Consider the following 14,730-nt stretch of genomic DNA (forward strand, 5'->3'; position numbering starts at 1 on the left):
CATTGATTGACGGAAAGGACGGTTTTCTATGGAGGTTTGCGGACTTGGAACGATTGCGATGGACGTTCTTATGCAGGTGGATATGCTCCCGCAAAAAGATGGCTTCTGCATGGTTGAAAATACTTCATATCAGCCAGGAGGGAGTGGAAGCAATGTGATTGTGCAACTGGCAAGGCTAGGGGCGGAATGCGGTTATATTGCAGCCTTGTCGAAGGATCGGTATGGGCTTGATATCCTGAATAATCTGAAAGAAGAAGGCGTAGACACTTCGTGCATGGAGGTGTTTGAGAAGGGGGTGACACTTCACACAGATATTGTTATTGATCAGAATGGTGACAAATTCATTATGCTAAACATGGGAGATACCTTTGAAAAACTGGAATTTGATGATATGAAAAAGCTTTATGTAGAGAAAGCGAAGGTATTCTATACAGATCTCTGCCCCGGAAAAACGGCAATGAAGGCAGTTACTGCTGCCAGAAATCGAGGAATTGAAACGGTGTTCAACATGCAGGTAGGCTTGGCAACGATGAATGGTCTGGGAGTATCAAAAGAAGAGCTTCTTGCCTGTATCAGGGAAGTCGATGTCTTTGCTCCATGCAGGCAGGGGCTCTTTGATCTGACAGGAACTGAAAACCTGGATGAGTGTTGCGGATATTTAAGAAATTATACAGATGCAGTTCTGCTCTTTACTCTGGGCAGCGGCGGTTCGGCCGCTTATGACCGGGATGGAACGAAGTATGAAGTCCCATGTAAAAAGGTGAATGTGATTGATACTACGGGAGCGGGCGATTCCTACATGGGAGGCTTCATCTATTCTTACTGCATCAAAGGGAAAGATCTGCTGTCCTCCATGGGTTTTGCCACAGCTTGTGCTGCACATACGTGCAGCGGCCTTGGAGCAAGATTTTCACCTGATCTGGAGATGGTAGGTCAATATCTGTGACAGAGCGTAAAGGATGACACACTTTTTAGCGGAGGTGAAGGCTGTGGAAGCGAAGGAAGAACTGTGGAAACGAATTCGTGGCGCCCTCGTTGGAATAGCCTTTGGCGATTCGTTTGGGATGCCAGTGGAGATGTGGAGCCGGGAAAAAATTGCTGCAGAGTACGGAAGAATTCGGGAACATTTGCCGGGGGATGATAATAATTTTATATCCAAGGGGCTTAAAGCCTGTGAAGTAACAGATGATACAATAAATACGATTCTTGTTATAGATATGCTGAGCGGCAGTGGGGGACAAGTGGATCCTGGAAAATTCATGGAGTTATTGAAAGCATGGGCGGAGACATCCTCAAAGAGTAATACAGTAATCGGACCGAGTACGGCTAAGGCGATGGAGAAAAATGCCGCTGGTGTTCCGATGGAAGAAACTGGGGTGACAGGGACTACTAATGGAGCGGCGATGAAGATTCTTCCGATTGGACTGCTTCATGAGATGAAAGATCTGGACGACTTAATAGAAGATGTCAGGAGGCTCTGCCTGCCGACCCACAATACATCACCTGCCATCAGCGGAGCCTGTGCAGTGGCTGCTGCAGTTTGTTATGCGGCAAATATCAGGAGCACACGGGAATGCGAAAAGACGGAAAAAGGGGGACAGTCTGCTGACAAAAAGCTTGAGGAGATGCTTGGCTTTGCCCGAAAGGCGGCTGAGAGAGGCCGCGTATTAGGAAATCAGATTGGAGCCCCCTCTGTCAGCGCCAGACTGGAACTCTGCCAAGAGTATATGAAAAAACATACGGAGGATGAGGTTATAGCTTTTATTGCAGATATTATCGGAACCGGACTTCCTGTAGAGGAGAGCGTAACGGCTGCTATTTCTTTTGTCTGTCTGGCAAAAGCTGATCTGCAGAAATGTGCGGAATATGTGGTACGGGCAGGAGGAGATACAGATACGATTGCAGCTATTGCTTGCGGGATATGCGGCGCTTTTAATGAGGGAGAGGGTATTACACGGGAGGTGGTGCAAAGAATTGAGGAAATAAATAACATATCCTTCGATGATCTTGCCGATAAGCTGATGGAAGCCCGGCTTGTGCGCCACAGAGAAGAAAAATGTATGGCAGAGAGCGGTATGTAAGCAGAGTCTGACGTACTGTTTTGGTATCCGGTAAATCTCCTGCTGCAGGGATTTACCGGATATTTTCATTTTGCATGTAAAGAATCATGAGAAAAGAAGAAAACAGTTGACGTCATCTGATAAATATTATATATTATTGATAAATATATTTATCAACTAACCATTGGGAGGGATAACATTGAAAGTAAAAGTAAAAGACATTGCAAAAGCGGCAGGGGTATCGCCCACCACGGTGTCACTGGTTTTAAATAACCGCCCTTCCAGAATTGCGGAGGACACGAAGGAGCATATCCTTCGGGTCGCCAGAGAAATGCAGTTTCAGAAGGAATCGGAAATAGATTTTTCGGAGTTTAAGAAGGTGAAGACGCTCGGCATGGTGGTGCCGGACGTGATGAGTTCTTTTTATCACAGGCTGGCGGAGGAAACGTCAAGACATGCGTTTTACCAGGAATACACAGTCTTTCAGTGTTATACTAATGACGATATCCAGTGCTTCTATATGGCGGTGGAAGGGCTGATGGCCAAGAACGTGGATGGGATCATTATCATACCGCCCAGAACGATGGATAAAGAAAATGTGAAGCTGCTAAAATCGCTGCAGAAGAGCGGAGTTCCCATGGTGCTGCTGGATCGGGCGGCGTATGCGGTGTTCTGTGACTTTGTGACGGCGGACAACAAACATGGCGGGCGGATTGCCACGGAATATTTGATTAAGCACGGCCATACCGGAATCGGGTGCCTCGTAGGCGAGGTGAATGTTTACACCTCCAGAAAGCGTGTGGAGGGATACCGCGAAGCACTGGCCGCGGCGAAGATTCCATTTGATAAAGATCTTGTCTATTACGGAAATTATGATATAGAGTCAGGACGGGGGGGGATGGAGATCCTGTGGGAAAAAGGCGTTACCGCGGTGGTTGCAGGCAATGATCTGATGGCCTATGGCGTGTATCTCTTTGCAAAGGAGCATCACCTTTCCATACCCGGTGATTTATCGGTGATCGGCTATGACAATACGGAGCTGTGCGGCCTTATGGACGTGCCGCTGACGAGTGTGGACCAGAATACCGATACGATGGCCTCCAAGGCGGTTGAAGTATTGCTGCGAAGAATCGAGGAGCCGGCCGCCGATGAATCGGAACCGGCCAGAAACTATTATTTTACGCCGTTTGTGGTGGAGCGTGATTCGGTGGGAGAGATGAATCAGTGCTCAGCAAAGCGCAGTGAAATGCGGTAAGACACAGTGAAAAAAGATGAAACGCCGTAATTCGCAATAAGCAGCAAGGAAAAGTCGATTGATAGATAAATAACGGATAAATAAAAGCTAAATAAAAGTTAAATAAAAGTTAAATACCACATATTGCAAAGGCAGGAAACGAAGAGTATTGATTCGTTTCCTGTCTTTATTTTTTTGTGTTTTGTCAACGGCGAATTTGAATAAATAAAACAGGAAAAAATAAAAGAATCAGTTTAACTCCTGTTTATCTGCGTAAATTTGGATTATATGTACAAAAAATATATTAAAATAACTGATAAATAAGAATAAATCACCATTAAAATACAGAGGGAAAATGAAAATTCTGAATTCATTTTTCGTATTGACAAAAGTAGATAAAATGATATAATGAAATTACAGAAATATTTATCACAAATTTATCAAGTGCTCAAAGGTACCGTGAAAATTTCAGTGAAAAAGGAGAGAAAAGTAAATGAAAAAAAGAATTTTTGCAGCAGCTTTATCAGTTGCCATGGTTGGAACTCTTTTGTCAGGGTGCAGCATATCCACAACCAGCACGCCGGAGAGCGATGCGGCAGGAACTACGGCAGCAGCGGGTGAGACGGCGGCGGCTGAGACGACAACAGCAAGCCAGGATTTAAAGGGGCGTGAAGAGATCACTTTGTGGTTCTGGGGCGCAGAGCCATACGCACAGGAAGCGATGCAGCGAATCCTGGCAGATAAGTATAACAGCTCTCAGGATAAGTATAAGCTGGCTATCGAATTCAGACCATCGGTTGATACGGATATGTCAACTGCACTGGCAGCAAATCAGGGACCCGATATCGTATATGGTTCCGGTCCATCTTTCGTTATGCCGCTTGTAGAGGCAGGAAAACTGGAGCCGCTGGATACCTATTCCGAACAGTACGGGTGGAGTGAGCGGATCCTGAAGCCGTTCTATGAATCTGGAACCGTGAACGGAAAACTGTACAGTTTAATCAGCGGTGTCAGCACGATGGGAGTCTTTTATAATAAGAAGGTACTGGCTGATAACGGCTGGGAAGTTCCGAAGACGATCGAAGACATGGAGAAGATCATGGATGATGCCCTCGCAAAGGGATTGTATGCATCTGTTACGGGAAACAAGGGCTGGAAACCAGTGAATGAAAACTATGCTTCCGTATTTTTAACTCATGTAGCAGGACCGGAGACCATGTACAAATGTCTGACCGGAGAAGAAAAATGGAACAATCCGAATGTCACCGCAGCGATCGAAAAGTCAAAGGAATGGTGGGATAAAGGATATCTTGCAGGTGATGATTATGTAAACTTAAATTTCAGTGAATCGCTGCAGCTTTTATCTGATGAAAAAGCTCCGTTCTTTATTGGGCCGTCAATCGCATTCCAGTGGGCAGCGTCTTTCTTTACCGGAGATAAGACAGAAAATATTGCGTTTATCCCATTCCCTTCCACAGAGACGGTTCCCAATGAAACGTATACTCTGGGCGCTTCCTGTACCCTGTCCATTAATGCCAATGTAAGCCAGGAGCATAAGGACGAGGCGGCTAAGATTATTGATATGATGTTCCAGCCGGAATTCATGCAGGAGATGACAACCGCATGGCCGGGATACTGGGGAACTCCGCTGAAAGATTTAACCACCATTGACACCAGCAAAATGGGATATTTATCACAGTCCTTTGTTGACGTTGTAAAAAATATTTCAGCTGCCGTGGATAAAGGAAACTTTGGATATTATGACAATGTATTTTTCCCGGCTTCCACACAGCAGAGTATGGTGAACATTGAGGATGTCTGGTACGATACGGTACCGGTATCCGAATATTTGGATAAGGTAGACAAGGATTTTGCGGAAGCACTGGCTAAGGGCCTTGTACCTCCAATTCCGGAACCGGCAATGAACTGATATCAGTACAGCACAGGCAACTTAAAAAGGGAAGAAGGGAGATGGCCGGTATGCAGGAAGAAAACAGCATACCGGTCATTTTTCTCCAATGAAGAGGAGGTTTCCAATGAAGAGTAAAAAGATAAACTGGAATTATCTTTTGATTGCTCCGGCGCTGCTTATCAGCGTGTCCGTTATCCTGCTCCCGGGAATCATGACCATCGTCTATTCCTTTACGGATTATAACGGTATTTCGCAGAATTTTAATTTTATAGGGCTGCAGAATTTTAAAGAATTGTTTCACGACAGGATTTTCTTTTTGGCAATCCGCAACAACTTAATCTGGACCATTATGTTCATCACAATTCCGGTGTGTATCGGTATGCTGGCCGCGATGCTTCTCTTATCGAGATCGAAGACGAGAAGTATCTATCAGGTGGCCTTTTTAATTCCTTACGTTCTGGCTCCGGCGGTAAATGCCATGCTGTGGCTGAATGTGATTTTCAGCCCGGTTGTTGGTGTTGTTTCATTTTTAAAGAATTTTGGAATCGACTTAGGATCGCCTCTTGCCAGCATGAAAAGTGCGATATTTGCCTGTGCAGGCGTAGATATCTGGCATTACTGGAGTTATTTGACCGTTATTTATCTGGCGGCATTACGACAGACACCGACCGATCAGGTGGAGGCGGCCAGGATTGACGGCTGTAATGGCTGGCAGTTATTCCGCTACATTTATCTGCCGAATATTAAGTCCACGGTAAATCTGATGTTTGTCATGATAGTCATTGGTTCCTTCCTTGCATTTGATTACGTTAAGCTGCTGACCGGCGGAGGTCCGGCACATTCGACAGAGGTACTTGGTACATACGCCTACTCCTTTGCATTCAGTGAGATGAAGGTAGGCAAGGCGGCCGCGGTTGGTCTCTTTATGAGTTTTTTTGGGTTGATTGCTTCTCTGATTTATACGCGAATGAGCCGCAAAGAAAACATGGATTAGGAGGAGAATATGGGAGTTTCTTCGAAAAAGAAAAGAATATGGATCAATGTGCTGATTCATTTTGTACTGATTCTGCTTTTGCTTATCTGCCTGCTTCCGATTGCGCTGGTGGTCATCAACGCATTTAAGACAAATGCTGAAATCGTAAGGAATCCATTGTCGATTCCCAAAGTGCTCCATCTGGAGAATTTTATCCAGGCGTGGAAGACAGGTAAATTTGCCCGTGGGTTTATCAACAGTATCAAGCTGAGCGGCTGTACGATTCTCATCATTCTGGTCTGCTCCACTCTGGCGGGCTACGTGCTGTCGGGTTACCGGATCAAGGGGAGCGGCATCATACTCACCTACTTTATGATGGCGATGACTGTTCCGATTCAGCTGTTCTTATTCCCGCTGTATTATGCTTTTGCAAAGCTTAACCTGATTGGAAATATTCCGGCAACCAGTCTGATTCTGTCGGCTATGTTTATGCCGCTGTCGGTATTTCTGATGAGAACATTTTTCTTAAATGTGCCGAAGGAACTGGAGGACGCGGCCAGAATTGACGGGGCCAACACAGGACAGGTGATCTGGCATGTGATGCGTCCGGTGGTTTCGCCGGGGTTAATCACGGTTGGAATTCTGATCGGCCTTCAGTCCTGGAATGAATATCTTGTATCCAGTACCTTCTTACAGGGGGAAAAGAACTTTACCGCTACTTTAGGATTTCTGTCTATGAACGGAAGCTACGGATCCAACATGTCGATTCTGATGGCATCCTCGGTAATCCTGATCGCGCCGATCGTCGTCTTCTTCCTTTGCGCTCAGAGATACTTTGTAGACGGCATGGTGAGCGGAGCTGTGAAAGGCTAGGTGCTACCCGGCGTTAATACACCGGGAGGCACTAATACTGCCATGCGGGCAGAAAGACAGAGAGAAAATTAAGGGCACTCTCAGATATAAATGGAGGAATTCAAAATGAAAAACATAGCTCGTTTCAAAAATGACATCTACGCCGGTGTATTGGGAAAGATCATCGGCGTTTACCTGGGGCGTCCGGTAGAGGGCTGGACCTATGAGGCCATCCGGGACACCTTCGGTGAGATCAACTACTATAAAAATCACAGGACGGGCGCGCCGCTCATCGTTCCGGACGACGATATCTCGGGAACCTTCGCGTTCTTTAGGAGTCTGGAGGACAACAAGTTTGATCCGGATATCCGGTCGGAGCAGATCGGAGACAGCTGGTTAAATTATATTATTGAGAATGAGACCATCCTCTGGTGGGGCGGCCTCTCGAGAAGCACGGAGCACACCGCGTATCTGCGCCTTAAAAATGGAATCAGGGCTCCTAAGAGCGGTTCCATCGAGTTAAACGGTCGGAGCATGGCGGAACAGATCGGCTCGGAGATTTTTATCGACACATGGGCCATGGCAAATCCGGGCAATCCGGAGCGGGCGGCTAAGATGGCCAGGGAAGCGGCCGGCGTCAGCCACGACGGAATCGCCATCGACGCAGCGGTTTATCTGGCTGTTATGGAGTCGCTGGCCTTTGTGGAGAAGGATATCGACAGGCTGCTGGATGCGGGGCTTGCCTACATAGAAAATCCTGAATTTATCCGACTGGTCGGAGCGGTCAGGGAACAGTGTGCCAAGGCGTCTGACTGGAGGGAAGTGAGACAGTGGATCGCAGATCACCACGGATATGAGAAGTATCCCGGTAACTGTCCGATGGTGACAAACCATTTGACTCTTTTGATGGCATTTATCATGGGCGGCGATGAGTTTAACAAAGCGAGTATGATCGCCTGCAGTTCCGGCTGGGATACGGACTGTAATTCCGGCAATGTCGGCTGTCTGAATGGAATCCGGCTGGGCCTCGATGGTTTTCGCACGAGCACGGATTTGAGAAAGGCTGTGGCGGACCGGTTGTATGTGGTTACCAGCGACGGAGGTTCCTGCATTTCAGATGCGGTGCAGGAGACCAGGAAAATCTTAAAGGCGGCCTGCCGTCTGGAATATGAGCCGGTTGATTTCCCGGAGGAGCGTCTGGCCTTCGAATATCCGGGCGCCGTTCAGGGGATTGTTCCTTACGATAAGAATACGGAAGAACAGGTACTGTGCGAAATCGATAATCTGGTGGAAAGTCCCCGGCACTGCGATCCGCAGAATGGTAATGAGGAGACAAAAGAGTATGGATGCCGCCTTTCTTACCGCGGCTTAGGGCCTGGGGTGCATGCGACCGCCTGTATCGATACTTTTATAGACCTTCAGCCGAAGGGAAAGGAAGGGACCAGCTACTTTGACGTGCTCTGTTCCCCTTCTCTGTACAGCGGCCAGGAAGTGAAGGCCGTTATAGCGGCGGAAGCGGTAAGTCCTGCCTTTACCTTTTTCATCGAGTATTTTAATGAGAAAGATGAGCTGGAGACCTTATCCAGCAGCGCCTTCCAGCTTAACGACGGAGATAATCAGATAAAATGGCGGATTCCCGATGTGGGCGGCCACGCCATCTACCGGCTGGGGATGTCCTTAAGAAGCGGTGCGCGCGGAGAACGGCCTGGAAGTCCGATGGAAGGGATGAGCGGCGCGGCAGGCGGTTCCCGTCTGGATGGTTCCGTGATTATCAAATCTCTCGACTGGTCGGGGGCGCCGGAGTGCTACCGCATGGGAAGATCCATGGAAATGACGCCGACCCTGACTCCGTGGACGACGACCACATCATGGCTGAAGACATTTGTCTCATCTGCGGATCATTTCTGCCCGGATTATACAACGACATTTTCCATCTCCCATGCGGCGCCTAACGGTGTTGTGACGACGGGTACCATGGACTGGGATAACTATTCTGTGAAATCGGTGATTACATTTTCCCAGCAGGATGCGGCCGGGCTTGTGGCCAGGGCAAAGGGACACAGAAGGTATTACGGGGCAGTGCTGAAGGATAAAAAGGCTGTGATCTACAAGCAGTGCGATGCAAAACGCACCGTAGTGGCGGAAGCTGCCTTTGATTTTGAAATTGACGATACCCGGGAGCTTGCCTTTACTCTGGATGGCCCGCGGCTGTCTCTGGCAGTGGATGGGAAAACAGCGGTGAGCGGACAGGATGAGAGTTACCTGTGCGGCGGAGCGGGCTTTGTAGTGGATTCCGGAGCGATCCTGGCGGATGGCTTTGAGGTCAAACGCATCTGCTCCCGCAGGAATAAGAAGGATTGAGAGGAAAAAAGCGTGAGTGTATTAAAATATAGAGAACAGATTTATGCGGGCGTGCTGGGGAAGATTATCGGTGTCTATTTAGGCCGCCCTGTGGAAGGCTGGAGTTACGATAAGATCAGGGAAACCTTTGATGAGGTGAAATACTATGTTCATGAGAAGGTGGGAGTTCCATTAATTGTGGCGGATGACGACATATCCGGAACGTTCGCATTTTTCAGGGCTTTGGAGGACAATGGATATGACAGGGAACTGCCGGCTAAGGCGTTTGGGGACACGTGGCTGAACTATATCATCGAGAACCGGACGATTTTATGGTGGGGCGGCCTGGGACGGTCAACCGAGCACACGGCTTATTTGAATCTGAAGAACGGCATGGATGCGCCGGAGAGCGGAGCGGTCAGGACCAATGGAACCACGCTGGCGGAGCAGATCGGAGCACAGATTTTCATCGATGCGATCGCCATGGCCTGCCCTGATGATCCGGATCTGGCGGTAAGTCTGGTGAGAAAAGCGGCCAGCGTCAGCCATGACGGCATTGCAGTCGAAGCAGCCTGCCATTTAGCGGCGCTGGAAGCGATGGCGTTTACGGAAAAAGACGTGAATGTGCTTCTGGACCGGGCGGGGGCCTATGTGCAGAATCAGGTTTTAAAGGATATGATCGGTGATGTCCGGGATATCTGCGGCAGAGAAACTGACTGGAGAAAGGTTCGTGATTACCTGGATCCGAAATACGGCTATGAAGTATTTCCGGGCTGCTGTCACATGATTCCCAACCACGCCATGGTGATCGCGGCCATTCTGCTGGGCGGAGACGATTTCCAGAAATCCATCTCCATCGCCTCCTCGGCTGCCTGGGATACGGACTGCAACGCGGGCAATGTGGGCGCGTTCAACGGAATCCGGCTGGGGCTTGATGGAATCAATGCGGGAGCGGACTTCCGGACGCCGGTGGCCGATTTGATGTATGTCGTTACCTCGGATGGCGGGTCTGTTGTCTCTGATGCGGTGATAGAGAGCAAAAAAGTGCTTCAGGCTGCGGCCGCACTGCACGGGGAATCGGTTTCCGTATCGGACAAACGGTACACCTTCGAATACCCCGGTTCTCTTCAGGGCTTTGCAGTATGTGACTACGACCACGGCAGTCAGGCGTGCATTGAGCTTTCCAATTATAATGAAATATCGGAGGAGAACGGCCTGCTGATCCGCTGCCGCCACGTGGCGGACGGAGTGACCGCAGACGTTTCCACACAGACATTTATCGATTTCTCAAAGCTGGCACAGAATTTCTCTACCGTGGCGTCTCCGACGCTTTACTCCTCTCAGAAGGTGGTGACGGAGGCGGGCTTGGCTGGTTCTCCCCGCACCGGTTCACAGGAGGCAGTGACTCTGCGTCCGTATATTCTCTATTACGATATTGAAAATCAGGTCAGAGTCATGTACGGAGATGCGGTTCTGCTGGATGAAACGAAAAAGACATTTGAGTGGACCGTACCGGATACGAAGGGCATGTCCATCTTTAAACTGGGTTATGAGATTGCTAGCGGGAAACGTTTTGACGGTGATGCGGTGATCTACAGCATCGACTGGAAGGGAGCGCCCACGGACTTCGCACAGAGAGGCATGCTGATGACCTCCATCTGGAATACGAATCCGCTTTGGCTGGCCGGCTTTGCCAGCTCCGCGGTTCAGTTTGCGGCAGATTTCAAACATACCTACTGTGTATCCAATGTGGAAGCAGATGGTCTGGTGACGATCGGCAGCAGGGAATGGGAAGATTATACCGTGTCATCGACAGTCTTCTACAGCCTTCATGAGGCCGGAGGCCTGGTGGTGAGGAGCAGGGGCCATAAGCGGTACTATGGAGCTGCGCTCATGGATTACAGCCGCGCCGTGGTATATGTACAGAAGGACCGGGAACGGGTGATTTTGGCGGAGGTACCCTACTCCTATCAGGAGGATGTGGGATATACGCTTACCTTTGCGGCCCATCAGGAGAAGCTGGAATTCTCAGTGAACGGGGAGAAGCTGATCGAGGTGGCGGATGCCGCTTACTCGGGCGGCGGAGCCGGATTTACAATATCAAAAGGAACTATGACGTGTGACAGCTTTATTGTTTCATAGGATGGTTCGTCCTATGAAACAATAACCCTCCGGGGGGATGCGCACTCCGCGCTTAGGAAATATGGCCGCTGAAGCGACCGCGGGGTCTGACCCAACGGAGTGCGGCCCCGCACGAAGTGAGGTCACTCCGGCGCGCGAGTCCGGCGAACCGGACTCTTTGTTTTTCATAAGAAATCGGCTGCATTACAAATAGGAGACAGAACATGGATTATATCATAGCATCGACAGTTGTTACGGATGAGATAAGATTTGCTGATAAAAAGACAGTGGAAAAGAAGGCGGGCGGAGCCGGGATCTATGCGCTGTGCGGAATCCGGCTCTGGTGTGACAGCGTTATGCCTGTGACGGGCGTGGGAAAAGACTATGCGGAAATGTTCGGAGAATGGTATCAGAAGAATCATATTTCCATGGATGGACTGATCCAAAAGGACGAGAAGACGCCTTACAACGTAATCCAGTATTTTGAGGACGGAGAGCGGAGTGAGACGGCCCTGTACGGGGCGGACCATTACCGGAAGATCGAGGTGACGCCAAAAGAGCTGGAGCCATATTTTGAGACGGCAAAGGGGATCTATATTTTTAAAAATACCTCCCCGGAGTTCTGGAACGGGATTCTTCCCATGATGGAAAGCAGTTTTCAGACACGCTCCCGGGCGGCCGCCGTCATGTGGGAGATTGCCAGCGATTCCACCTGCCCGGAATGCCTGGAAGAGGTGAGACGGATCTCCGGAAATGTAGATATCTTTTCGATTAATTTAACAGAGGCCCGGAATTTATTTGGTACAGAGTCTTTGGACGAGATAATTGGGAAATTCAGGGGCTGGATGGGCGGTCCCACTCCTTTTGCCGGACAGAATCATTTGAAGCTGATTTTTCTGCGCAGAGGTTCTAAGGGGGCGGTGATGATTACGCCGGAAGAGGTGGTATACGTGCCCACGGTGGATCACGTAAATGTGGTGGATCCCACAGGCGGCGGCAACAGTTCATCGGGTGCGGTGCTTTACGGGTGGTGCAGCGGCCATACCCCGGAGGAGTGCGGCCTGATGGGAAGTATATCGGCCGCCATGTGCCTAGAACAGTACGGTGTTCCGGACGAGATTGGAATGGAGAAGCGGGAGGCCGCAGAGAGACTTTTAGCAGCAATGAAAGGAAATAACCCAAATGAAGAGTGAGGAAATCAGAAAGAAACCGTCCATCAGACGGATACATGAGCAGTATGAATACTATAAAAATGTGCCGGAGCGCGGGCTCATGATCAAAGGACGTCCGGCGCTTACCCAGATTGACCACGAGAAGGTGGGGGATTTTGTCCTGATTACGGTGAGGGATCCCCTGTGCGCCTACGATGTGGACCCGGCGAAGAAGATTGCGGACAGACTGGAGAATGCGGAGCTGATCGGCAATTCCGGGATGTTTACCTCTTATACGGGAACGTATAAAGGGGCGAAAATCACCGTGGTCAGCGGCGGCAGCGGATCGCCGGAAATGGAACTGATTCTATATGATTTTATGGAATATACGGACGCGGGAACGTTTCTGCGGGTCGGCGGTTCGGGCGGAATCGGCGATGAGGTGAAGCCGGGAGATGTGGTGATCGCCAGCGGTGTGGTCAGGGAAGAGGCCATGACGAAAGCGTACATACCGGCAGGTTATCCGGCGGTCAGCCACTATGAGGTGGTAGGCGCCATGGTGGAAGCCGCCAAAACGCTGGGAGCGCCATACCATGTGGGAGTGACCCTGTCCGTGGACAGCGATTTTGTGGGCGGCGGCAGACCGGGGGTCGGCGGATACTTACAGCCGTGGAATATTGAAATAGCCGGAATCTACAACCGGGCCGGCGTGCTGAACGGCGACCGGGAATCTGCGGCGATCGTGACACTGTCCGCGCTGTTTGGACGCAGGGGCGGTTCCATCTGTTCCGTTGCGGATAATCTTTGCACCGGAGAGAAGTTTGAAGCGGGCGGCGGCCATGAGTTTGCGATTGATATCGCACTGGAGGGCTGTGCGGTCTTAAACAGGTTAGATCAGGAAAAGAACGAGAAAAAGGCAGAGGAGAAGCAGTGATATGAGTGAAACGTTGACGAAAGAGTACGACAACCCCATGTGCAGACAGGCGATGAGCCTCCCGGAGCTGATCCGGAGCCAGTATGAGGATCTGGAAGTAAAGACCAGAAAAGTCCTTTCTTTTCAGGAAATATTTAATATTCAGCGTGTGGTGCTGACGGGATGCGGTGATTCCTATGCGGCCTGTATGGCGACGAAGCATGTGTTTGAGATGCTGACAGGTATTCAGGCTGAGGTGGTGACAGCTATCGATTTTGGGCGGTATTACAGTGAACGCCACATGGGTGTGGACTGCCAGAATCCCCTCGTAATCGCGGTCAGCAATTCAGGCCGGGTTGCCCGGATCTCGGAGGCGGTACAGCGTGCAAAATTCCATGACTGCTTCGTCCTTGGAATCACAGGAAATTTGACTTCCCCACTGGCTCAGAATTCGGATAAGGTGCTGAAGCTGGATATTCCGCCCTTTGAGAGCGCGCCGGGAACGAGAAGCTATATGGTCAGCGTAATGGCGCTCCTTCTGCTGGCTGTCCGTATCGGTGAGGTACGGGGCATGTACACCATGGATCAGGCCATGGACTACCGCTATGATATGAAAAATCAGGGAGATTTGCTGGAAGCTCTTCTGCCGCAGATGGCGGAAACGTGTGCGAAGATGGCGGAAGAATGGAAGGATTTCCCCTGCTTTGACTTTGTAGGAGCGGGCTTCGACTACGCGGCGGCATGGTTTGGCCAGGCGAAGATGCTGGAGGCCACAGGAAAATATTCCATGCATATCAACTCGGAGGAATGGTTCCATCTGAACTGTTTCGCTAAGGATCCGGAACACATCGGCACCGTGGTGGTGTCCAATACCACGAATCCGGGACTCAGCAGGACAAAGGACGTAATTCGTTACGGAAAGAAGCTGGGACGGCCGATGTTAGTCATCACCGATGGAGATGGAGCGGAAGGCGTATCCTGTGTAACCGTGCCGTCTCCCAAATATCCGGTCAATATGCCGGTGACCCAGTTCGTCCCGATATCTCTTCTCGCCGGTTACCTCTCCGCCATGTTGGGAGAGCAGTATGGGCGCGGATGTGAGGGACCATGGAGCTTCTGCGAAAATGGCTTCTGTGTCCAGAATAATGAGATCGTTTTGAAATAGCGGAGGATG

The 14,730-nt window shown here is 49.9% G+C and carries 11 protein-coding genes; all 11 read left to right on the top strand.

The annotated features are described in order from the left end of the window. The first annotated feature begins 28 nt into the window (after positions 1 to 28). The 11 genes from M1L66_RS06815 to M1L66_RS06865 all read left to right on the top strand — a co-directional run bounded on the left by M1L66_RS06815 (position 29) and on the right by M1L66_RS06865 (position 14,721). Positions 29 to 946 carry a carbohydrate kinase family protein gene (locus M1L66_RS06815; protein WP_187022445.1) on the top strand — a complete coding sequence of 306 codons (918 nt, stop codon included), beginning with the start codon at positions 29 to 31 and terminating at the stop codon, positions 944 to 946. A gap of 13 nt (positions 947 to 959) precedes the next feature. Further along, positions 960 to 2,081, top strand: coding sequence for an ADP-ribosylglycohydrolase family protein (locus M1L66_RS06820; protein ID WP_434691690.1), 1,122 nt, complete (start codon positions 960 to 962; stop codon positions 2,079 to 2,081). A gap of 178 nt (positions 2,082 to 2,259) precedes the next feature. Continuing rightward, positions 2,260 to 3,315: a LacI family DNA-binding transcriptional regulator gene (locus tag M1L66_RS06825; protein ID WP_434691693.1), complete on the top strand. Its 1,056-nt coding sequence runs from the start codon at positions 2,260 to 2,262 to the stop codon at positions 3,313 to 3,315. Between the two features lie 472 nt (positions 3,316 to 3,787). Then, positions 3,788 to 5,224 (top strand): ABC transporter substrate-binding protein, encoded by a 1,437-nt coding sequence (locus M1L66_RS06830; protein ID WP_434691696.1) that lies wholly within the window; start codon positions 3,788 to 3,790, stop codon positions 5,222 to 5,224. 106 nt (positions 5,225 to 5,330) lie between these two features. Further along, positions 5,331 to 6,200, top strand: a complete 870-nt coding sequence (locus tag M1L66_RS06835) for a carbohydrate ABC transporter permease (protein ID WP_002601214.1) — start codon at positions 5,331 to 5,333, stop codon at positions 6,198 to 6,200. A 9-nt stretch (positions 6,201 to 6,209) separates the two neighbouring features. Continuing rightward, positions 6,210 to 7,052 carry a carbohydrate ABC transporter permease gene (locus M1L66_RS06840; RefSeq protein WP_434691699.1) on the top strand — a complete coding sequence of 281 codons (843 nt, stop codon included), beginning with the start codon at positions 6,210 to 6,212 and terminating at the stop codon, positions 7,050 to 7,052. A 105-nt stretch (positions 7,053 to 7,157) separates the two neighbouring features. After that, a complete protein-coding gene (locus tag M1L66_RS06845; protein ID WP_434691702.1) occupies positions 7,158 to 9,392 on the top strand; it encodes an ADP-ribosylglycohydrolase family protein in 2,235 nt (744 codons plus the stop codon). A gap of 12 nt (positions 9,393 to 9,404) precedes the next feature. Then, positions 9,405 to 11,513, top strand: a complete 2,109-nt coding sequence (locus M1L66_RS06850; RefSeq protein WP_434691705.1) for an ADP-ribosylglycohydrolase family protein — start codon at positions 9,405 to 9,407, stop codon at positions 11,511 to 11,513. Positions 11,514 to 11,716: 203 nt separating this feature from the next. Next, entirely contained in the window at positions 11,717 to 12,685 is a 969-nt protein-coding gene (locus tag M1L66_RS06855; protein ID WP_434691708.1) for a carbohydrate kinase family protein, read from the top strand. Continuing rightward, the gene (locus M1L66_RS06860) at positions 12,675 to 13,577 is read left to right on the top strand and encodes a nucleoside phosphorylase (RefSeq protein ID WP_117634378.1); all 903 of its coding nucleotides are present in this window, start codon (positions 12,675 to 12,677) and stop codon (positions 13,575 to 13,577) included. Before M1L66_RS06855 ends, M1L66_RS06860 begins: the two co-directional genes overlap by 11 nt. 1 nt (position 13,578) lies before the next feature. Next, a complete protein-coding gene (locus M1L66_RS06865; RefSeq protein WP_434691711.1) occupies positions 13,579 to 14,721 on the top strand; it encodes an SIS domain-containing protein in 1,143 nt (380 codons plus the stop codon). The last annotated feature ends 9 nt before the right edge of the window (positions 14,722 to 14,730 follow it).

The sequence above is a fragment of the Hungatella sp. SB206 genome (genome assembly GCF_051132295.1).
Classification (GTDB): Bacteria; Bacillota; Clostridia; order Lachnospirales; family Lachnospiraceae; genus Hungatella; species Hungatella effluvii.

Excerpts from the sequence above, each read along its gene's own strand:
- M1L66_RS06815 (WP_187022445.1), top strand. The coding sequence starts at position 29 with ATGGAGGTTTGCGGACTTGGAACGATTGCGATGGACGTTCTTATGCAG.
- M1L66_RS06820 (WP_434691690.1), top strand. The coding sequence starts at position 960 with ATGACACACTTTTTAGCGGAGGTGAAGGCTGTGGAAGCGAAGGAAGAA.
- M1L66_RS06830 (WP_434691696.1), top strand. The coding sequence starts at position 3,788 with ATGAAAAAAAGAATTTTTGCAGCAGCTTTATCAGTTGCCATGGTTGGA.
- M1L66_RS06835 (WP_002601214.1), top strand. The coding sequence starts at position 5,331 with ATGAAGAGTAAAAAGATAAACTGGAATTATCTTTTGATTGCTCCGGCG.
- M1L66_RS06840 (WP_434691699.1), top strand. The coding sequence starts at position 6,210 with ATGGGAGTTTCTTCGAAAAAGAAAAGAATATGGATCAATGTGCTGATT.
- M1L66_RS06845 (WP_434691702.1), top strand. The coding sequence starts at position 7,158 with ATGAAAAACATAGCTCGTTTCAAAAATGACATCTACGCCGGTGTATTG.
- M1L66_RS06855 (WP_434691708.1), top strand. The coding sequence starts at position 11,717 with ATGGATTATATCATAGCATCGACAGTTGTTACGGATGAGATAAGATTT.
- M1L66_RS06860 (WP_117634378.1), top strand. The coding sequence starts at position 12,675 with ATGAAGAGTGAGGAAATCAGAAAGAAACCGTCCATCAGACGGATACAT.
- M1L66_RS06865 (WP_434691711.1), top strand. The coding sequence starts at position 13,579 with ATGAGTGAAACGTTGACGAAAGAGTACGACAACCCCATGTGCAGACAG.